Annotated in this window: 18 protein-coding genes and 1 other RNA gene; 5 read left to right on the forward strand and 14 right to left on the reverse strand. The window is 71.7% G+C overall.

The window, feature by feature from the left end; all coding sequences use genetic code 11:
• Nucleotides 1-11: 11 nt before the first annotated feature.
• The 5 genes from recR to I847_RS0110790 all read right to left on the reverse strand — a co-directional run bounded on the left by recR (nt 12) and on the right by I847_RS0110790 (nt 5,754).
• A complete protein-coding gene (gene recR, locus I847_RS0110770) occupies nt 12-611 on the reverse strand; it encodes a recombination mediator RecR (RefSeq protein ID WP_028049696.1) in 600 nt (199 codons plus the stop codon).
• Between the two features lie 128 nt (nt 612-739).
• Nucleotides 740-2,977 (reverse strand): DNA polymerase III subunit gamma and tau, encoded by a 2,238-nt coding sequence (locus I847_RS0110775; RefSeq protein ID WP_028049697.1) that lies wholly within the window; start codon nt 2,975-2,977, stop codon nt 740-742.
• 42 nt (nt 2,978-3,019) lie between these two features.
• On the reverse strand, nt 3,020-4,378 hold the full coding sequence (locus I847_RS0110780; RefSeq protein WP_028049698.1) for an FtsX-like permease family protein: 1,359 nt from the start codon (nt 4,376-4,378) through the stop codon (nt 3,020-3,022).
• Nucleotides 4,375-5,058 (reverse strand): ABC transporter ATP-binding protein, encoded by a 684-nt coding sequence (locus tag I847_RS0110785; protein ID WP_028049699.1) that lies wholly within the window; start codon nt 5,056-5,058, stop codon nt 4,375-4,377. The genes I847_RS0110780 and I847_RS0110785 overlap by 4 nt, the downstream gene beginning before the upstream one ends.
• Nucleotides 5,059-5,160: 102 nt before the next feature.
• Nucleotides 5,161-5,754: a LysE family transporter gene (locus tag I847_RS0110790; protein ID WP_028049700.1), complete on the reverse strand. Its 594-nt coding sequence runs from the start codon at nt 5,752-5,754 to the stop codon at nt 5,161-5,163.
• Between the two features lie 79 nt (nt 5,755-5,833).
• On the opposite strand from I847_RS0110790, the gene I847_RS0110795 reads away from it, so the two are divergent.
• Nucleotides 5,834-6,256, forward strand: a complete 423-nt coding sequence (locus tag I847_RS0110795) for an Lrp/AsnC family transcriptional regulator (protein WP_028049701.1) — start codon at nt 5,834-5,836, stop codon at nt 6,254-6,256.
• Between the two features lie 595 nt (nt 6,257-6,851).
• On the forward strand, nt 6,852-7,754 hold the full coding sequence (locus I847_RS25655; RefSeq protein ID WP_155856118.1) for a hypothetical protein: 903 nt from the start codon (nt 6,852-6,854) through the stop codon (nt 7,752-7,754).
• 107 nt (nt 7,755-7,861) lie between these two features.
• Here I847_RS25655 and ffs read toward each other — a convergent pair.
• The 7 genes from ffs to I847_RS0110835 all read right to left on the reverse strand — a co-directional run bounded on the left by ffs (nt 7,862) and on the right by I847_RS0110835 (nt 14,043).
• An RNA gene (gene ffs / locus I847_RS26180) (signal recognition particle sRNA small type) lies at nt 7,862-7,958 on the reverse strand.
• A 110-nt stretch (nt 7,959-8,068) separates the two neighbouring features.
• Entirely contained in the window at nt 8,069-8,998 is a 930-nt protein-coding gene (locus I847_RS0110810; protein WP_155856119.1) for a 1-phosphofructokinase family hexose kinase, read from the reverse strand.
• Complete coding sequence (locus I847_RS0110815; protein ID WP_028049703.1) at nt 8,995-9,927, reverse strand: carbohydrate kinase family protein; 933 nt, start codon at nt 9,925-9,927, stop codon at nt 8,995-8,997. The genes I847_RS0110810 and I847_RS0110815 overlap by 4 nt, the downstream gene beginning before the upstream one ends.
• Nucleotides 9,924-10,805: a carbohydrate ABC transporter permease gene (locus I847_RS0110820; protein WP_081680779.1), complete on the reverse strand. Its 882-nt coding sequence runs from the start codon at nt 10,803-10,805 to the stop codon at nt 9,924-9,926. Before I847_RS0110820 ends, I847_RS0110815 begins: the two co-directional genes overlap by 4 nt.
• On the reverse strand, nt 10,805-11,767 hold the full coding sequence (locus I847_RS23230; RefSeq protein WP_231384173.1) for a carbohydrate ABC transporter permease: 963 nt from the start codon (nt 11,765-11,767) through the stop codon (nt 10,805-10,807). Before I847_RS23230 ends, I847_RS0110820 begins: the two co-directional genes overlap by 1 nt.
• 38 nt (nt 11,768-11,805) lie before the next feature.
• Nucleotides 11,806-13,128 (reverse strand): ABC transporter substrate-binding protein, encoded by a 1,323-nt coding sequence (locus I847_RS0110830; RefSeq protein ID WP_028049705.1) that lies wholly within the window; start codon nt 13,126-13,128, stop codon nt 11,806-11,808.
• Between the two features lie 30 nt (nt 13,129-13,158).
• On the reverse strand, nt 13,159-14,043 hold the full coding sequence (locus tag I847_RS0110835; protein ID WP_028049706.1) for an SIS domain-containing protein: 885 nt from the start codon (nt 14,041-14,043) through the stop codon (nt 13,159-13,161).
• Between the two features lie 133 nt (nt 14,044-14,176).
• Here I847_RS0110835 and I847_RS0110840 point away from each other — a divergent pair, with 133 nt between their 5' ends.
• Nucleotides 14,177-15,238 (forward strand): amidohydrolase family protein, encoded by a 1,062-nt coding sequence (locus I847_RS0110840; RefSeq protein WP_028049707.1) that lies wholly within the window; start codon nt 14,177-14,179, stop codon nt 15,236-15,238.
• 12 nt (nt 15,239-15,250) lie between these two features.
• Here the strand turns inward: I847_RS0110840 and I847_RS0110845 are convergent, their stop codons facing one another.
• On the reverse strand, nt 15,251-16,102 hold the full coding sequence (locus tag I847_RS0110845) for a class II fructose-bisphosphate aldolase (RefSeq protein WP_028049708.1): 852 nt from the start codon (nt 16,100-16,102) through the stop codon (nt 15,251-15,253).
• Complete coding sequence (locus I847_RS0110850; protein ID WP_028049709.1) at nt 16,099-17,412, reverse strand: alpha-glucosidase/alpha-galactosidase; 1,314 nt, start codon at nt 17,410-17,412, stop codon at nt 16,099-16,101. Before I847_RS0110850 ends, I847_RS0110845 begins: the two co-directional genes overlap by 4 nt.
• A gap of 98 nt (nt 17,413-17,510) precedes the next feature.
• On the opposite strand from I847_RS0110850, the gene I847_RS0110855 reads away from it, so the two are divergent.
• Nucleotides 17,511-18,320, forward strand: coding sequence for a DeoR/GlpR family DNA-binding transcription regulator (locus tag I847_RS0110855; RefSeq protein ID WP_028049710.1), 810 nt, complete (start codon nt 17,511-17,513; stop codon nt 18,318-18,320).
• Between the two features lie 72 nt (nt 18,321-18,392).
• On the forward strand, nt 18,393-19,844 hold the full coding sequence (sthA, locus tag I847_RS0110860) for a Si-specific NAD(P)(+) transhydrogenase (protein ID WP_051274801.1): 1,452 nt from the start codon (nt 18,393-18,395) through the stop codon (nt 19,842-19,844).
• The last annotated feature ends 60 nt before the right edge of the window (nt 19,845-19,904 follow it).

Below are 19,904 nucleotides of genomic sequence, written 5' to 3' on the forward strand. Positions count from 1 at the left end.
TCCCGTCCTCACTACGCGCTGATCCGGCGTCGGCCCTCGAACGCCCGCCCGAGCGTCACCTCGTCGGCGTACTCGAGGTCTCCGCCCACCGGCAGACCCGACGCGAGCCGACTGACGGTCAGACCCATCGGTACCAGCATGCGCGCCAGGTACGTCGCTGTCGCCTCGCCCTCGACATTGGGGTCCGTCGCCAGGATGACCTCGGTGACCGTCCCGTCCGCCAGCCGTGTGAGCAGCGACTGGATCCGCAGGTCGTCCGGGCCTACCCCGGCGATCGGGTTGATGGCCCCACCGAGCACGTGGTACCTGCCGCGGAACTCGCGGGTGCGCTCGATCGCGACGACGTCCTTGGGCTCCTCGACGACGCAGATCGTGGCCAGCGAGCGGCGCGGGTCGCGGCACACGCGGCACTGCGGCTCCTGCGCGACGTTCCCGCAGATCTCGCAGAACACCACCCGGAGCTTGACCTCCGTGAGCGCGTCGGCAAGCCGCCGAACGTCCGCGGGGTCAGCCGCCAGCAGGTGGAACGCGATGCGCTGGGCGCTCTTGGGACCGACGCCGGGCAGCCGCCCGAGCTCGTCGATCAGATCCTGGACCGCACCCTCGTACACGCGCTCAGCCTAGTCGGCCGAGTCCGTGCCCCCGGGGCGCCGGGCCGACGGGATCCCCCTGCGACCCCGTCATGCCACGAGGGACCTCGGATGTTTCACCGGTCACGTGGCTGGGTATCGCCGGCCGCTCAGGTCGTGCCGTCGTCCAGCTGTTCGTCGATCACCGTGCCGCCGAGCATCTGGGCGACCAGCGGTGCGCCGATCAACGAGGAGCCGCTGATCTCCGGGTCGTCCGGCGACGGTTCGTCGGGCTCGCTCGGTGTGGCTCGGGCCGCCGACTCCCGTGCCGCGGCCATCCCCCGCTCGCGGGCCGATCCCTGCGCGACGGTCGGCGGACCGCTCCTGTCGAGGTCCTCCGGCGGTTCGGGGACCGACGCCGGTTCGCCCTGCTCGTCGTCGGGGGGCTCGGGGGCCGGCGGCTCGTCGTCCCAGGAGGCCGCGGCCTCGGCCGGGGTCACCGCCCGCGGGTTCTCGCGGTCGTTCACCGGACGGGTCGCCGCGCTGACCGGTGCGGGCACCGACGCCTGCTCCGCCAGGACTCCCTCGACGCGGACCTCGAAGCCGAGCGTCTCCCGGACCGCGCGCGCGACGACGTCCGGGTGGGCGCCGTTGCGGAACGTCGTCGCCAGCGCCGGGTTGTCGAACGCGATGCGGAGCGTCGTCGCGTCGAGGTCGGCCACCTGCGCGTTGCGCGGGTCGATGAGCGCCCACGTCACGCGACGCAGACCCTTGACGGTCTCCAGGACCTCGGGCCACCGCCGACGAATGACCTCGGTCTCCGGCCCGGGGCCCTGGGAGACGACCCCGACAGCCGGTGCGACGACAGGTCCGGTGGCGGGCGACGTGACGACAGGTTCCGTTGTCGCCGGAGCGACGACGGGCGGCGCCGCGGTCGGAGTCCCGGCCGGTTGCTCGGCGGTCTGCGGCACGGCAGGTGCCGCGTTCGAGGGCGTCGGGGCGGGTCCTGGGGTCGGCAGCGAGCCGGCAGGCGCCGCCGTGGGCTCTGGCGATTCCACCACGACGTGCGCAGGCTCGGGGGCGACCACGGGCACCGCTTCCGTGACAGACGCCACCTCCGGCGCCGGCGATGCGACGAGTCCGGACCCGTCGACCGACCCTGTGACGGCCGCGGGCGCCGGCTCCACGACCGACCGAGCAGGTGCCGCCGTCGCGACCGGGACGCGCACCCCCTCGGCGGGCAACCCGCGCTCGAGACGGTCGAGACGCGCACCGATCGACGAACGCGTGTCCTCGGCGGCGGGGAGCAGCAGGCGAGCCATGAGCAGCTCGAGGTGCAGCCGCGGGGAGGTCGCACCCGTCATCTCGGTCAGGGCGGCGTTGGCCAGGTCGGCTGACCGTGACAGCTCGGACGCGCCGAGGTGCCCCGCCTGCAGGCGCATGCGGGTCAGCTGGTCGGACGGCACGTCGCGCAGGGCGGCGTCGGCTGCGTCACCCGAGGCGGCGATGACGATCAGGTCGCGGAAGCGCTCGAGCACGTCCTCGACGAACCGGCGCGGCTCGTGCCCGGTCGAGATCACCCGGTCGACCACGCGGAACGCGGACGCACCGTCGCGCGCCGCGACGGCTTCCACCACGTCGTCGAGGAGCGAGGCCTGCGTGTACCCGAGGAGGTCCGCTGCGCCTTCGTAGGCGAGCTCGGCGCCACCGGACCCGGCGATCAGCTGGTCGAGCACCGACAGGGTGTCGCGAACCGACCCGCCACCCGCGCGAACCACGAGCGGCAGGACGCCGGGGGCCACCTCGACGTGCTCGGAGTCGCACAGCTGCTGCAGGTACGGGACCAGCACATCGGGCGGGACGAGCCGGAAGGGATAGTGGTGCGTCCGCGAGCGGATGGTGCCGATGACCTTGTCCGGCTCCGTCGTCGCGAAGATGAACTTGATGTGCGGCGGCGGCTCCTCGACGATCTTGAGGAGCGCGTTGAAGCCCTGGTTGGACACCATGTGGGCCTCGTCGAGGATGAACACCTTGTACCGGTCGCGCGCGGGGGCGAACGTGGCGCGCTCGCGCAGCTCGCGCGCGTCGTCGACACCGCCGTGGCTGGCCGCGTCGATCTCGACGACGTCCAGGCTGCCCGGACCGCCCCGCGCGAGCTCGACGCACGACTCGCACACGTCGCAGGGCGTGTCGGTCGGGCTGGTCTCGGTGTTCTGCGCGCAGTTCAGGATGCGGGCGAGGATGCGTGCCGACGTCGTCTTGCCGCAGCCACGCGGGCCGGAGAAGAGGTACGCGTGGTTGACCTGCCCACTGCGCAGCGCCTGCCGCAAGGGCGCCGTGACGTGGTCCTGACCGATGACCTCGGCGAAGTTCTCGGGCCGGTACCGCCGGTACAGGGCTGTGCTCACGCCACGAACCCTAGACGCCCGCACCGACACCGACGATCCCACTCAGTCCGCGCGGACCACCGTGTCCGCGAGCACCGAGCGCAGCAGCGGGCGCGACGTCTCCGTCGCCGCGAACACCAGCAGGCAGCCGACGGTCAAGGCCCCGACCAGCACCACGACGCCGCTCGGGTCGGTGAACACGAGGATGCCCAGCAGCGGCAGCAGCATCACGAGCGCGGTCACCGCCGACCCCACCGCGACGAACAGCAGCGGCACCAGGACCGACCGCCTGCGCACCGAGTCCAGCAGCTCGACCGGCATGCCGGCCAGGTTCTGCAACGCGATCTCGCGACGACGGTCGAGCACCGCGGACGCCTGCGCGATCCCCGCGGAGACGGCGGCCAGCAGGAACGCGACCACCAGCGTGACCATCGCACCGGTCATCAGGTCCTGGGTCAGCATCGCGTCGTCCCGGTCCTGCGTCCCGCGCACCGTCCAGAGCACCGGCACCACCGTCAGGGCCCCCGCCACGAAGCAGGCGAGCCCGAGCCCGCCGACCACCCGCCACGCCGCACGCGGATCGTCGAGGAGTCGTCGGGCGGTGAGCAACCGTGCCGGCGTCGTGGCGCGCCGGAGCGACACCTTGCCGACGAGTGCGAGCACCCACGGGCCGACCAAGTTGAGCGTCGCGAATCCGATCGCCAACGTCGCGACGACCGCTCCCACCGCGAAGGCGCCGAGCGCGTCCGCCTCCGCGCTGACACCCATGAACATGGCGATGGCGACCAGGGCGACGAGGAGCCGGGCGAACCCCATGCCGCGGGGTGTGGTCCGTCGCGCGACTCCGAGCGGGGAGATCGCGACCCGGCGCAGCGAGATCGCGCCCGACACCGCCGCGAGCAGCGGGACGACCACGATCGCGGCCAGCAGGCCCGGCCAGCCCACCCACAGCTCCGCGACCGTGAACGTGGTGCCCTGGAACGGGAGCAGCCCGACCACCGGGAGCAGCAGCCCGTACAGCACGATGCCGAGCACCGCGCCCACCGCGCCCTGCCAGGCGGTCTCGACGAGCGTGAGCGCGACCACCTCGCGCGACGTCACCCCCAGCAGCCGCAATGTCGCGAGCCGTGCGTCGCGCCGGGCGACGCCGAGACGGGCCGCGCTGCCGCCGAGCGTCACCAACGGCACGGCGAGCAGGACGAGCGCGATGACGGCCAGGATCACGTACAGGTCGCGCACGTCGCTCGTGCCGGGCGCTACGGGCTCCTTGGCACGCGTGATGAAGCCGAGCAGACCCCCGACCACGCAGAGCGTCAGACCGGTGGCCACAGTGAACGCCGTGATGGCGAGCGCGGTGGTGACGCGCGAGTCGCGGCCACCTGCGCGCTGGAACCGGGGCGCGAGCGCGACGACGGGGTTCATCGACGTACCGCCGATCCCACGACGCGCCCGTCGCGAACCTCGATCCGTCGGTCGCACCAGTCCGCGACCTTCGGCTCGTGCGTCACGACGACGAGCGAGGCCCCCGCGGCCCTCGTCGTCTCCACCAGGATCCGCATGACGTCGTGGCCGGTGGACTGGTCGAGCGCCCCGGTGGGCTCGTCGGCGAAGACGACGGACGGTCCGGTGATCAGGGCACGCGCGACCGCGACCCGCTGCGCCTGCCCACCAGAGAGCTCGCCCGGGCGCCGGCCCTCCATTCCGGCGAGCCCGAGCGAGCCCAGCCACCGCATCGCGCTCGCGGTCGCGTCCCTGCGGCTCGCGCCCAGCAGCATCGCCGGCAGCGCGACGTTCTCGACCGCGGGCAGCTCCGAGAGCAGCTGACCGAACTGGAACACGAACCCGTAGTGCGTGCGTCGAAGCAGGGAGCGGTCACGGTCGCCGAGAGCGCCGACGTCCCGACCCTCCAGCTGTACCGAGCCCGCGTCCGGCACGAGGATTCCCGCGAGGCAGTGCAGAAGGGTCGACTTGCCCGAGCCGGACGGGCCCATGACCGCGAGGGACTCACCGTTCGCGAGGTCCACGTCCACGCCCGCGAGCGCGGTGGTGCTTCCGAACGTCTTGACGAGTCCTCGCCCCGAGAGGCGCGATGCGTTGCTCATGCGTCCAGCGTCGGGTGCCGCGTCGCGTCGGTCGTCGGCCCTGGGGCTCGTTCCAGGCGCCGGGTTCTGCCCCCACGGGTGGATGCCGGTCCCCTTCAGGGTTCAGACGAACAGAGCCACGCCCACCAGCACGACGACCGCCGAGCCGGTCATCGAGACCCACCGGCGGCCCGACTGCGGGATCCGCAGCCCGACCAACGCGCTCGTGGCCGCCAGGAGCAGCTGCCACGCCACCGACGCGAGCCCGACCCCGCCGACGAACGCCACCGCCGCCGACCAGGACCCCCCGACGCCGGCGGCCATGCCGATCGCGACGGTGGTGAAGGTGACCGCCGTCAGCGGGTTGACGGCCGTGAGGCCGACGAACCGCAGGTACGTGCCGTGCGACGACGTCACCTCCCGGGTGTCGTCGGGACCCGGCCGCCGCAGCAGCCCGTACACGCCGACCGCCACGAGCACCGACGCGCACACGCTCCGGATCACGCCCTCGTGCAGCTCGACCAGTCGGCTCACCGGCGCACCGACCGCCACCGCGACGACTCCGTACACCAGGTCGACCGTCGCGATCCCGCACGCCGCGGCAACCGCCACCCGCAGGCCGTCGACGAGCCCGGCCCGCATGAGCAGCACGCCCACCGGACCGACCGGCATCGCGACAGCGAGTCCGGCGAGTGCACCGAGGAGGAACGCGTTCACGTGCCCAAGGGTGGCTTCGCGCGTCGATGCGGTCCTGCCGATACTGCCGAAAACGTCGGAACACTGCGATGCTCGCCGGATGGATCCCGTGGACGAGGCAATCCTGCGCGAACTGACCGCGGATGCGCGGATTCCGTACAGCGCCCTGGGCTCTCGTGTGGGCCTGAGCCCGAACGCGGCGGCGAACCGGGTACGACGCCTCGTCGAGAACGGGACGATCCGCGGCTTCACCGTCCTGACGGGATCCGCATCGTCGCTGCCCGCGGGCCTGGAGGTCTTCATCGAGGTGCGGATGGCCGACGGGACGACGAACGAGGACTTCACGGCCGCACTCGCGCACGGCTTCCCGCAGGTGCTCGACGCCGTCCACGTCACCGGCTCCTACGACTACCTGCTCCACGCGGTCGTCGCCGATCCCCAGGCCCTGGACCGGCTGGTCCGCCGCCTGAAACGCGAGGCAGGCGCCAGCCAGACCTTCACCCGCCTGGCCCTCCGCAGCTGACCCGCCCCCCGACCACCCCCACTGGTTGACCCACGCCACCTCGACCACACCTCCCCCCGCCCCACCCCGGCGAGAACAACCTGATCGCCGTCATGGACCGGTTCGGCGTTCACAGGGTTGTTCTCGGTGGCGAACACTGCCGAGCCACCCACGTCGAGCCGACCTCCCCCACTCGTCGACCGCCGCCACCTCGACCCCGACCCACCCCGGCGAGAACAACCTGATCGCCGTCATGGACTGGTTTGGCGTTCATGGGGTTGTTCTCGGTGGCGGACGCCGCCGAGCCACCCACGTCGACCCGACCTCCCCCACTCGTCGACCCACGCCACCTCGACCCCGACCTCCCCCGTGTCTACTGGGCGAGAACAACCTGAACGTCGTCATGGATCGGTGTGGCGTTCGTAGGGTTGGTCTCGGTGGCGGGCGCTGCTGAGACGGCCGGGGCGGGTTGCGACGCGACCACAGCCACCGGTCTCCGGCGCGCATCCCTCGAGGCGGTCGCGGGTGGACGGGTGGCTGGTCGGATCGGGTGATGAGACCGAAGTTCGAGCCTCCGACGTCACTGCGGTCGCTCGCATTCCGTCAGGAGGGACTGGTGTCGTCGCGACAGTGCGACCACATCGGCGTGACGATGGGGATGCGGCGGCGACTCGTCGACGACCGGCGCTGGGCACGGGTGACCACGGGCGTCTATGACGTCGAGCCTGCACGCGACCGGCGGGGCGAGGTCGATCATCGGCGGCGACGATCGGCGTGGCTGGGGATGCTCGCGTACGGCCCGGATGCGATCGCCGTCGGGGCGTGCGCACTGGCGCTGCACGACGTGCGCGGGCTCCCCACCGACGTCAGACCGGAGGTTGCGCTGCCCGGCGGCGCCTTCGGCAAGAGCCGTGACGGGATGCGCGTCCGGCAGCTCTCCGCAGTGGAGTCGACCCGGTTCGGCGAACGACGGATCGCCACGTTGATGTGCGCCCTGCTCACCGCCCTGCCGTCGCTGGGCCGCGAGCACGCTGTCGCGGTGCTCGACGACCTCACACATCGCGGCCGGCTGTCGCCCGGGCAGATGGACGCCGTGCGATCGAGGCTGCGCGGCGGACGAGACTGCGCCGACGTCCCCACGTGGATGTCGCTCGTCGACGGCCGGTCCGAGTCGCCGCTCGAGACCTTTGCCCGCATCGACTGCATCGACGCCGGTGTGCCGCCGGACGAGCTGCAGGTCGTCATCAGGGCGCCGGACGGCACCTTCCTCGGCCGGGGCGACATGGGCTGGCGACTCCCCCGGGGACGATGGCTCATCGCCGAGATCGATGGCCGCGAGTTCCACGACCGACCCGATGCGCTGCTTCGCGACCGCGCCCGCCAGAACACGCTGCTGATACGCGGCGCGATCACCATGTTGCGCTTCACCCACGAGGACATCGGCAGCGTCGGCCGGACGGTCCGCGAAGCGCTCCTGCTCGATCGAGAACAACCTCATGAACGCCAAACGGCTGGATGACGTCGCTCAGGTTGTTCTCGACGGTCGCGCGTGGGCGGGCCGGCGGGCCGGTGGGCGGGCCGGCGGGCCGGTGGGGGGCCGGCGGGCGCGCCAGCGCCCTCTGGGCATGCGAGGACCCCCCGCACACCCGTCAGAGCTCACCTGCCCTTGCTGCCTTCCGGCCCTGGGGGAGTTCAGCGAGATGACGCCGCACGAGGGGTCGACGGCAATTCTAGCCCAGCCCGGAAGGGTCTTCGCTCACATGCCGCGGCCGACGACGAGGGTCGTCCCGGAACCTGCGCTCGCGCTCCACCCGGACGCCACGGTCGCGCCCATCACGCCACCGACCGGATGACGACGTCCCTGGCCAGGGCGCGGACGGTGGCGGGATCGAATCGCGCCGCGCCCGGCACGAGTGCGTTGGCACACCCGGCGGCCACCGCAAGGCGCAGCGCGGCCTCCCAGTCGCTGCCGTCGTCGAGGGCGTGCACGAACGCCCCCAGCACCGAGTCGCCGCTTCCGACCGGGAACTGCCCCACGACGCCGGGGAGCACGGCGTCGCGTGTGGCCGCACCGTCGGTGGCGCGCATGCCCGCGACCCCGTCGGTCACGACGACGAGCCCACCCGCACGGCCGTGCAGGGCGGCGACGACGTCGGCCAGCGGTGTCGTGTCGGACAGACCGAGGACTGCGCACGCCTCGAGCCGGTTGACCTTGAGCAGGTCGGGAGCGTGCCCGCCCGAGAGGAGCGCACCGAGGGCCGGGCCGTGGCTGTCGACCGCGACGCGCACTCCCGCGCGGGTCGCGACGCCGACGAGCTCGCACAGGGCGCCGTCGCCCAAGGACCGGGGGAAGCCGCCACTGACCAAGCACCATCCGGGTCGGACGGCGAGCCGCTCGGCGAGGACGCCCAGGAGCTCGTCGAAGACCGTCCGCGAGACCGGCGTCGCGCGCTCGTAGATCTCGGTCAGGGCGCCCGTCGAACGGGAGTGGATGCTCGTGCAGGTTCGCGTGAGCTCGACGCCGTCGACCACCCGCAGGTCCAGACCGTCCGCCCGTGCCGCATCCGCGACGACCGCGCCGATGCCGCCCCCGAGCACGGCCACCGCCGCGACGGACGGCCCGAGCAAGGCCGCCGCCCGCGCGGCGTTCAGCGCCTTGCCACCGGCAACGCGGTGGACGGCCGAGGGTCGGTGGATGCCGGCGAGCTCCGCGACCTCGTACGTGACGTCGAGGGACGGGCTGATGGCGACCGCCGTGATCATCGCGGGCGCAGGTCCTCGAGCGTCGCCTGCCGACCGGTTCCGCCCGAGCCCAGGGTCGACAGCGACCCCGCGGTCGCGGCCCACCGCAGTCTCTCCCCCTCGTCGTCGACGCCGTGCGCGAGCGCCGCGAGGTAGCCGGCGTCGAAGCTGTCACCGGCACCGGTGGTGTCGACGACCTCCACGACGAGCCCGTGGGCATGCACCGGAGCGTCGTCGGAGCCGACCGACCAGCCACCGTCGGCGCCGGCCTTGACGACGATCCGCGGACCGAGAGCGGCGAGCCGGCGCGCGACGACGAGATCCGGCCCGGCCGCGCCCGCCACCGCGCCGATCGCGCGCAGCTCGGCGAGGTTGGGCAGCAGGACGTCGACGAGTGGCAGGAGGTCGAGCACGCCCTCCCACTTCTGCGCCGGGTCCCAGTTGGTGTCGAGGCTGACGGTGACGCCGGCGGCACGCACCTCGGCGAGCAGCGCAGGCAGGTCGTCGGCCAGGGCCGGCTGCAGGAAGTACGACGCGAGGTGCAGGTGCCGCGCCCCGGTCGCTGTCAGCGCGGTCCGGACCGCACCGGCTCGCAGGGTCGGGATCGTGCCCGGCACGGTGAGGATGGCACGGTCGTCGGCGGTCGAGAGGATGACGGACAGGCCGGTCGGCGTGATCGGGTCGACCTCGACGCCCGACGTCTCGACGCCCGCAGCGCGCAGCGCGTCGAGCTGGAACCGGCCGAGTGCGTCGTCCCCGACGCGCGCCACCAGCGACGTCGGGACGCCCAGGCGGGCCAGACCGCACGCGGCGATCGACGCGCTGCCGCCGAGCGCGAGGTCGCCCGAGTCGGCGAGCTGCTCGGCCTGCCCGAACCGCGGCACCACGTCGCCGCGGAGCACCAGGTCGACGTTCGCGTCGCCGGCGACCAGAACCGTCCGCGCGCTCATCCCTTGAGACCCGAGAAGGTCATCGTGGCGATGAACTGCTTCTGGGCGATCATGAAGAACACGATCAGCGGCAGCGTGGCCACGACGTTCCCCGCCATGAGCAGCGACCAGTCCGTGCGTCGGTCGCCTTGGAAGTTGGTGATTCCGAGCTGCACCGTGAAGCTCGCCGGGTCGTTGATCGCGATGAGCGGCCAGACCAGGTCGTTCCAGGAGCCGAGCAGCGTGAAGATCGCCAGGGTGGCCAGCGCGGGCTTGGCCAGCGGCAGCACGATGCGCCAGAAGACCGCCAGCCGCGAGCAGCCGTCGAGCACCGCGGCCTCCTCGAGCTCCGCAGGCAGCGACAGGAAGAACTGGCGCATGAGGAAGATGCCGAACGCAGACGCCAGCCACGGCACGATCGCCGCGCCCAGGGTGTCGATGAGCCCGACCCGGGCGAACATCACGTACGTCGGGACCATGAGCAGCTGGGTCGGGATCATGATCGTCGCGACGATGGCCAGGAACCCGAAGGTGCGTCCGGGGAACTTCAGCCGCGCGAACCCGTAGCCGGCGAGCGAGCAGAGCACGAGGTGCGCCGTCACGCCGACCGCGGAGACGATGACGGTGTTGAGCAGCCAGCGCAGGATGTCGGACTGGGCGAACAGCTTGCCGAAGCCGTCGAGCGTCAACGACGACGGGATGAGCCGCGGCGGGAACTTGTTGATCTCGGACGCAGGCGTGAGCGCCGTGAGGAACATCTGGAGGAACGGCAGCGCGAACAGCAGCGCCACGGGGGCCAGGACGAGGTGCCACCACCAGTGCCGACGGCTCCGCCTGCGTCGTGGGACGACGATCGAGGCGTCCGGCACCGGCGTCCGCGAGAGCATCTGCACCGCCATCAGAACGCCTCGACCTTCGTCCGGCGCGAGTACAGGACGACGCCGCCGGTGATGACCAGCGTGACGGCGAACAGCCCGTACGCGACGGCCGACGCGTACCCGAACTCGAGGTTCTTGAACGCCGTCTGCCACAGGTAGTAGACGATCGTCTGGGTCGCGTCGAGCGGCCCGCCGCGTGTGGTCGTGTAGACGAGGTCGAACAGCTGGATCGCCTCGATCGTCTGCCACACGGTGATGAAGACGGTCACGGGGGCGAGCTGGGGGAACGTGACGTGCCAGAACGACTGCCAGCGGTTCGCGCCGTCGATGCGCGCCGCCTCGAGGAGCTCGCCGGGGATGTCCTGGAGGGCCGCCAGGTAGATGACCGTGGTGAAGGCGGCCTGCCCCCACAGGGACATGAGGGTGATGACCACCATCGCCTGCGACGGGTCCTCGAGCCAGCCCTGCTGCGGCAGGTGCAGCGCACGCAGGACGGTGTTGGCCAGCCCGAACTGCGGGTTGAACAGGTACGTGGTGAGGATGCCCGTCGCGGCCGCCGACGCGACGAACGGCACGAAGATCGCGGTGCGGTACACACCCATGAACCTGAGCGTGCGGTTGAGGAGCAACGCGAGCCCGAGACCGAGGAACACCGACGCGGGGACGAAGAGCGCGGTGTACAGCAGGGTGTGGCCGACCGCGTCGTGAAGTGCTGCGTCCGTGACCATCTGGCGGTAGTTGGCCAGGCCGACCTGGGTGGGCGTCGAGAACCCGTCCCAGCTCTGCAGCGACAGCAGGAACGCCCAGACCGCCGGGAAGATCGACAGCCCGAGGACGATCAGCATCGCGGGCGCCACGAAACCCCAGCCCTGCAGCGCCTGCCGACGCCGCTCCTTGCGGCGGCCGGGCCGGCGCGTCGCCGCGCCGACCGTGCTGGGATGCGGGCCGTTCGCCCGCGGGATGAGCGCCCCACGCCGGGTCACAGGTTTCCGCCTGACCGGTGCCGCCGTGCTCGCCATCGTCACCCTCCGAGCCCCTGCGTCGCCGTCGCCGCCGCCGTCTTCAGGGCGTCCGCCGGATCGCCCTGTCCCTGCATCACCTGCGAGATCGCGGACCCGATCGCCTCGGAGAGCTTGACGTACCCCTTGACTGTGGGTCGCGCGTGCTTGGAGTTCGCCATGTTGGCGGCCATCACGTCAAGGCCCGGGAGCGCCTGGACCTGCGCGAGGAACTCGGGAGACTGCGCCTCGGAGGGTCGCAGCGGCAGGTTCCCGTACCCGACGTTCCACGTGATGTCCTGCTCCGAGGACGTCAGCCACTTGGTCAGCTCGTACGACCAGTGCGCCCGGTTGGCGTCCTTGTGGTCGAACAGCACCCACAGGTCCGGGCCGGAGACGCTCTCATGGTTCCCGTCGGTGCCGGGCAGCGGTACGACGCCGTAGGAGGTCTTGGCCGTCTGCAGGTCGTAGAGCGTCCACGGACCGGAGGTGATCATGCCGATGCGGTCGCTCGCGAACAGCTGGGCCGCCTTGGTGTCCGTCTGGTCGAGGTAGACGCTCTTGTCGTCGACCGCCATGTCGCGCAGGAACGTCAGCGCCTGCACGCCCTCGTCGGAGTCGAACGTGGCCGTCTTCTGGTCCGCCGAGAGGATCTCGCCGCCGTTCTGCCACAGGTGCGGCCAGAACTGCCACGTCGTCTCCTCCGACCCCGACACCGAGTACCCGTAGCCGTAGGTGTTGGTGCTCGGGTCGGTGAGCTTCTTCGCCGCCGTCCGGAAGTCGTCCCACGTCCACTGGTCCGTCGGGTAGTCGAGGCCCGCGTCGTCGAACACCGTCTTGTTGTAGATGAGCGTGAGGTTGTCGACGACGGCAGGGAAACCGATCGTCGTCGTGCCGCCCGGCTGTGCCGTCTGGCGCGCGGACGCGGGGAACTCGTCCCAGCCCACGTCCGCGTCCCTGACCTGGTCCGTGATGTCGAGGGTGCGCTTCGAGGCCTGCAGCTCGCTGGCCCAGGAGCCGTAGGCGTACGAGACGTCCGGGTAGGTCTTGCCGGCGAAGCCCGCGGAGAGCTTCTGGAGGAGCTCGTCGGTCGAGGGGGCGCCCGACGAGATGTCGACGGTGACGTTCGGGTGCAGCTTCTCGAAGTCCTTGGCCAGCCCTTCCAGGATCGTCTCGGCCTGGTCGGCCTGGCCCGTCCACCAGGTGATCGTCGTCTTGGCGGAGGGGTCGAAGGTCGCGGCGCCCTGCGGCGAGCCGCCCGAGCATGCGGCCAGGGTCAGGGAGACGGCGGCCGTGGCCGCGGCGAGTGCGGCGAGTCGCGTACGGGGCGAGCGCTGGGTGGACAACTCGTTCTCCTCTGTTCAGCGGGCGGCGTGTCAGGACAGGACGACGGAGCGGGTCAGGTGGCGCGGGGTGTCGGGGTTGAGCCCGCGGCTCTCTGCCAGCGCGACGGCGAACCGCTGAGCCTGCAGCAGCTGGATCAGCGGGTCCTCGTCGCTGGTGAGCACGGCGGCGCCGGTGGCCTCGATGTCGGCGACCAGTGTGGGGTCGGCGGCGCCGAAGACGGTCACGAGCGACCCCGGGTGGGCGACGGCGATCGGCCCGTGGCGGAAGTCGAGGACGGGGTAGGACTCCGACCAGGCCTGCGCGGCCTCGCGGACCTTGAGTGCCGCCTCCTGGGCGAGCCCGTGGGTCCAGCCCGTGCCGAGGCAGACGACGTGGTCGATGCCGTCGACGGGCACGGGCAGCGGCGCGGCGAGGGCACGGGCCGCGGCGTCGACGAGGTCGGACGTGTCGTCGCCGAACGTCTCCCGGGCGATCACCAGAACGGTCGTGGGGAAACGCGTCTGGACGACCGAGTGCTCGTCGGCGTAGTCGAGCAGCAGGAACTCGTCGACGCGCTGCGCCACGGGGCTGTCCGAGACGCCGACGATGGCTGCCGTCCGCGTACCTTGCTCGACGAGCTCGAGCGCCGCGAGGACCTCGCTCGTGGTGCCCGAACGGCTGATCGCCAGCACCCGGTCGTAGCGTCGGCCCGGCCGCCACTCCGAGGCGTACGCCGCATCGGTGAGGCCCAGACCTGCCTGCTCGCGCAGGACCGCGATCGACTCCGCGACGAATGCGCTGGTGCCGCAGCCGAGGACGAGGACGCTCTCGCCGGGCCGGCCGAAGATCGCTCCGGCGGTCGCCGCCTCCTGCAGGGCCCGAGCCCACACGGACGGCTGGCTGGCGATCTCTCGCGCCGTGATGCTGCTGCTCACTGTGCTGCCCTCTCGTCTCCGGAGCCGGGCTTGACCGCGACGCCGTGTGCGCAATACTGCGTAGCGGAGTGATCGATCCGCAATGAAACTGCGGCAAACGCTCACTCTGAGTGAGCGCAGAGAGGACCACCGCATGGCCGACTGGACAGCCGCCGCCCACCTTCCCCTGGCGGACTGGCACCCGCGCAGCAGGCTCGCCGCGGTCCGCACGGACGTCGAGCGCAGCGCCGTCCCGTGCGTCGACGTGCACAACCACCTCGGCCGCTGGCTCACGCCACCGGGCTGGACCGCACCCGACGTCGACGCGCTTCTCGCACTCATGGACCGGCGCAACGTGGCGACCGTGGTGAACCTCGACGGGATGCACGGCGACGAGCTGGACGCCAACCTGTCGCGCTACGACCGCGCGTTCCCGGCGCGGTTCGTCACCTTCTGCCAGCTGGACTGGTCGCTGCTCGCCCGTCCGGACGGCGAGGCGCTCCTTGCGGAGCAGCTGCGGGACAGCGCCCGTCGTGGTGCGCGCGGTCTGAAGGTCTGGAAGAACCTGGGGCTCGACGTCCGCGACGCCTCGGGCGCCCTCGTCCTGCCCGACGACGAGCGCGTCGTGCGCACGCTCGCGCTCGCCGGCACGCTCGGGCTCCCGGTGCTGATCCACGTGGCCGATCCGGTCGCGTTCTTCGATCCCGTCGACGCCCACAACGAGCGCATCGACGAGCTGCGGGCGAACCCCGACTGGTGGTTCGGCGACCGAGCGGTGCACCCGACGTTCGACCGGCTCCTGGACGCCCTCGAGACGCTGGTGCTCGCGACACCGGGGACCACGTACATCGGCGCGCATGCCGGTTGCGTCGCGGAGGACCTCGACCGGGTCGAACGCCTGCTGCGGGCGGCCCCGAACTGGCACATCGACATCGCAGGACGCATGGCCGAGCTGGGTCGGCAACCGCGCCGGACCCGCAGGCTCGTCGAGCAGTTCCCGGACCGCGTGCTGTTCGGGACCGACGCGTTCCCGCTCGACGACGACGCCCTGACCACGCACTTCCGGTTCCTGGAGTCCGCCGACGAGGCGTTCGACTACGCGCCCGGCGAGGCAGTGCCCCCGCAGGGTCGCTGGACGGTGTCGGGCCTGCACCTGTCCGCGGCCGCGCTCGCGGCCGTCTACGCCGGCAACGCGGAGCGCATCCTGGCGCTCTGAACACGCTCTCGGTCAGGCCGCGTGGATCGTCGCGCAGCTCGCCGCCACGACGTCGGCGACGGCCTCCCGCGCGGGGGCGAGGTAGCGGCGCGGGTCGGTCAGCCGATCGTCGGCGGCCAGCGCGAGCCGGACCTGCGCGGTCAGGGCGGCGTTCAGCGCGGTGCCGACGTTGATCTTGCGGATGCCCGCCCGGACGGCGTCCTGCAGCACCGACGGCGGCACCCCCGAGGAGCCGTGCAGCACGAGCGGGACGGGGACCACGGCCGCGAGGCGCGCGATCAGGTCCAGGTCCAGGCGTGCCGTCGCGCTGGTCATCGCGTGCGACGAGCCCACCGCGACCGCCAGTCCGTCGACCCCGGTCGCGGCGACGAACGCGACCGCCTGCCCCGGGTCGGTGCGGACCCCGGGGGCATGGGCACCGTCCTTGCCGCCCACCTCGCCGAGCTCCGCCTCGACCCACAGGAGGGCCGCGTGCGCCGACCGGGCCACCGCCGCGGTGGTCGCCACGTTCTGCTGGTAGCCCAGGTGCGCGGCGTCCACCATGAGCGACGAGACGCCGTACTGCGCAGCGGACGCGACGCCGTCGGCCAGCAGACCCGAGTCCTGGAGGTGGTCGAGATGGAGCCCGACCGGGACCGTCGCCGACTCCGCGAGCTCGTGGCACGCCGCGAGCAGCGGCCCGGCGCGGCCGGAGCGGTACCGGACGGCGTTCTCGCTGACCTGCAGCAGCCCGGGCGACCCGGACCGCTCGAGCCCCGCGACGATGCCCTCGGCGTGCTCGAGCGTGATGACGTTGAAGCACAGGACGGCGGTGCCCCTGCGGACGGCGTCGTCGACGAGGTCACGCGTGCGGGCGGCGGTCACGACGTGCCCGGGGGCAGCAGGGCGCGCAGCGGCTCGGGCAGCAGCTCGCCGTGCGCGAGGACCAGCTCGTCGCACAGCTCCCAGATCTGCTCCGGGGTGAGCGTCGAGCTCGCGTTGCTGTCCACGAGCACCGCCTGGCGCACCAGACGCGGATCCGAGGTGCGCGCCGCCTCGACCGTCAGCTCGGCGACCGACAGGTAGGTCCGGTTGAGGGCGGCACACTGCACCGGCAGGGCGCCCATCGGGATGGGTGTCACGCCCGAGGAGTCGACCAGCGCCGGCACCTCGACGGCCGCGCCGTGCGGGAGGTTGTCGATCAGCCCGTGGTTCGGGACGTTCACGTGGATCTCGCGCGGCGTGCCGGTGAGCATCGAGTGGATCACCTGGGGCGCGTACTCGGACGCGCCGCCCTCCAGCGGCAGCGGCTCCCCCGCGTCGAGCAGCTTCTTGGCCTGCTCGAACTGGGCGACGTTCTCGCGGCTGATCCCGATGTACTGCAGCGGCTCGATACGGAACCGCTCGACCTGTTCGTCGGACCGCAGGAACCAGGACAGGTACTCGGCGGAGTGCTCGCTCGTCTCGGTCGGGTAGAACCCGATGCGGCGGAAGATCTCGACGCGCACCCGCCGCTCGAGCTCGGGGTCGGCCGCGATGCGTGCCTGCAGGCGCGGGTAGAGGTCCTCGCCGTCCAGCGTCCACTCGCGCAGCCACGCCTGGTGGTTGACCCCGGCCGCGCGGTACCGCGTCTGGTCCACCTCGAGGCCCAGCAGCGCGGCCAGGTCGTGCGCGGTCCAGTACACCGAGTGGCACAGGCCGAACGTGCGGATGTCGGGCGCCACCACGGACGCCCACCAGACGTTCATCGCCATCGGGTTGGTGTAGTTGAGCAGAAGGGCATCGGGGCACACGGCCCGCATGTCCTCGAGGATGCCGGTGAGCACCGGGAACGTCCGCAGCGCGCGGAACACCCCGCCGACGCCCGTGGTGTCGCCGATCGTCTGCCGCAGGCCGTACCGCGCGGGGATCGACAGGTCGGTGATCGTGGCGTCGATGCCCCCGACCTGGACCATGTTGACGACGAACGAGGCACCGTCGAGTGCCGCGCGGCGGTCGAGCGTCGCGGTGATCGAAGCGGGGTACCCCAGCTGCTCCACCAGACGGCGCGCCGTGCCCTCTGCGACGGCGAGACGGTCCGCCGAGATGTCGTGCAGCGCGAGCTCGAGCTCCAGGTCCTGGTACCGCAGCAGGTCGGCGACGAGCTGGCGGGTGAAGACGACGCTCCCGGCGCCGACGAAAGCGATCTTGGCCATGCCTGGATGATCGTCGGGCTGAGCGATCCGTGCAAGAATCCATGGGGCGATCACTCAAAGTGATCATTCTGGCTGAGCGGACACGGAGGACCACGCGGATGCCCGACCCTCACGACGTGCCCCGCGCGACGTCGCGCAAGCGGTCCGACCGGATGCTCGCCGTCCTCGCCATGCTCGACGGAGGCCATCAGGTCACCCTCGCGGACCTCACGCGTTCTCTGGGCGTCTCCCCGGCGACCATCCGTCGCGACCTGGCCGACCTGGAGGACCAGAGCCTTCTGGTGCGCACCCACGGCGGCGCGCGTGCGCTCGCCAGCGCCCCGCGCGCCGAGGTGCCCGTCCGGCTGCGGGACTCGCAGTTCCGCGAGGCCAAACGACGGATCGCGCGGCGGGCGGCGGAGCTGATACCGCACGGCCCGTACAGCGTGGCGATCAGTGGCGGCACCACGACCGCGGAGGTCGCCAAGGTGCTGGCCAGCCGCCCGGACCTCGCCATCGTGACGAACGCGCTGACCACGGCGATGGAGATCGCGTCGCGCCCCAACCTCAAGGTGATCATGACCGGCGGGGTCGTGCGCTCGAACTCCTTCGAGGCCGTCGGCGTGATCGCCGAGAACACCTTCAACGCGATCAACGTCAGCACGGCGATCCTCGGGACGGACGGGATCAGCGCCGCCGGCGGCGCGACGACGCACGACGAGACCGAGGCCAGGACCAACAACGCCATGGTGTGTCACGCGCAGCGGGTCGTCGTGGTCACCGACGGATCGAAGGTGGGGCGGGTCACGCTGGCCAAGATGGCTGACCTGTCCCAGGTGCACGTCCTCGTCACCGACACCTCGGCCGACCCCGACGAGCTGGCGCGCATCGTCGCAGCGGGCGTCGAGGTGCTGATCGTCGACGCCTGACCGGTCGCTCTGTTCACGTGCCGGTGATTCGCAGGACTCACGCGTGGACACGATTGTGGGCAGACTGCGTGTATGAGCGCTGAGGACGTGCCGGACGTGCCTGATCCCGACGAAGGTCCCTTCGACTACGACCTGGTCGTCGTCGGCTCCGGGCCGGGCGGTCAGAAGGCGGCGATCGCGGCGGCGAAGCTCGGCTACCGGGTCGCGGTCATCGAACGACGGCACATGATGGGCGGCGTGTCGGTCAACACCGGGACGATCCCCAGCAAGACGCTGCGCGAGGCGGTCCTGTACCTGACCGGCATGTCGCAGCGCGAGATGTACGGCGCCAGCTACCGCGTGAAGTCCGACATCACCATGGACGACCTGTTCGCGCGCACGCACCACGTGATCGGCCGCGAGATCGAGGTCATCCGCGCCCAGCTGCTGCGCAACCACGTCGACATCCTCAACGGCACAGGCTCGTTCGTCGACGCCCACACGCTCGCGGTCGCCGAGGACGGCGCGTCCCATCCGTCGCTGGTCACCGCCAAGTTCGTCGTCATCTCGACCGGCTCGAAGCCGCACCGGCCCGAGTCCGTGCAGTTCGACGAGAGCCGGGTCCTGGACTCCGACGGCGTGCTCTCGCTCGAGAAGGTGCCGGCCTCGATCGTCGTCGTCGGTGCCGGGATCATCGGCATCGAGTACGCGTCGATCTTCGCTGCGCTGGGCTCACGCGTGACCGTCATCGACCAGCGGCCCGCGATGCTCGAGATGTGCGATCCCGAGGTCACGGAGTCGCTGAAGTTCCACCTGCGCGACCTCTCGGTGTCGTTCCGGTTCGGCGAGCAGGTGTCCGGCGTCGAGAGCAACACGCACGGGACGGTGACACGCCTGGCCTCGGGCAAGGCGATCGCGGCCGACGCCGTCATGTACTCCGCCGGCCGGCAGGGGCAGACGGACTCCCTGGAGCTGGAGAAGGCAGGCCTGTCCGCCGACTCGCGCGGACGCATCAAGGTCGACGACCAGTACCGCACGGTCGTCCCCAACATCTTCGCGGTGGGCGACGTCATCGGTTTCCCCGCCCTGGCGGCGACGAGCATGAACCAGGGCCGCCTCGCGGCGTACCACGCGTTCGGGGAACCGGCCCGGGAGCTGCAGTCGGTGCAGCCCATCGGCATCTACACGATCCCGGAGATCTCCTACTGCGGCCGGACGGAGGACGAGCTGACGACGGCCGCCGTGCCCTACGAGGTCGGCATCGCGCGCTACCGCGAGCTGGCGCGCGGCCAGATCGTCGGCGACTCCTACGGGATGCTCAAGCTGCTCGTGCACACCGAGACCCGCGAGCTGCTGGGCGTGCACATCTTCGGGACGTCGGCGACCGACCTGGTCCACATCGGCCAGGCGATCATGGCCTGCGGCGGGACGGTGGACTACCTCGTCGACACGGTCCTGAACTACCCCACGCTCTCGGAGGCGTACAAGGTGGCGGCGCTGGACGCGACGAACAAGATCCGGCAGGTGGCGCGGTTCAGCCAGTGACGAGCGTTCCGACAAGGCTCTCAGGAGTCCGACGCCGACGCTGACCCTGCGTCCGCCGAC

It is taken from the genome of Cellulomonas sp. URHD0024, from assembly GCF_000426185.1.
Lineage (GTDB): Bacteria > Actinomycetota > Actinomycetes > Actinomycetales > Cellulomonadaceae > Cellulomonas.

Coding starts and splice junctions, on each gene's coding strand:
- I847_RS0110785 (WP_028049699.1), bottom strand. CDS start 5,058: ATGAGCAACGCATCGCGCCTCTCGGGGCGAGGACTCGTCAAGACGTTC.
- I847_RS0110840 (WP_028049707.1), top strand. CDS start 14,177: ATGGCCGACTGGACAGCCGCCGCCCACCTTCCCCTGGCGGACTGGCAC.
- I847_RS0110850 (WP_028049709.1), bottom strand. CDS start 17,412: ATGGCCAAGATCGCTTTCGTCGGCGCCGGGAGCGTCGTCTTCACCCGC.
- I847_RS0110820 (WP_081680779.1), bottom strand. CDS start 10,805: ATGGCGGTGCAGATGCTCTCGCGGACGCCGGTGCCGGACGCCTCGATC.
- I847_RS0110795 (WP_028049701.1), top strand. CDS start 5,834: ATGGATCCCGTGGACGAGGCAATCCTGCGCGAACTGACCGCGGATGCG.
- I847_RS0110780 (WP_028049698.1), bottom strand. CDS start 4,378: ATGAACCCCGTCGTCGCGCTCGCGCCCCGGTTCCAGCGCGCAGGTGGC.
- I847_RS0110810 (WP_155856119.1), bottom strand. CDS start 8,998: ATGATCACGGCGGTCGCCATCAGCCCGTCCCTCGACGTCACGTACGAG.
- I847_RS0110815 (WP_028049703.1), bottom strand. CDS start 9,927: ATGAGCGCGCGGACGGTTCTGGTCGCCGGCGACGCGAACGTCGACCTG.
- I847_RS0110855 (WP_028049710.1), top strand. CDS start 17,511: ATGCCCGACCCTCACGACGTGCCCCGCGCGACGTCGCGCAAGCGGTCC.
- sthA (WP_051274801.1), top strand. CDS start 18,393: ATGAGCGCTGAGGACGTGCCGGACGTGCCTGATCCCGACGAAGGTCCC.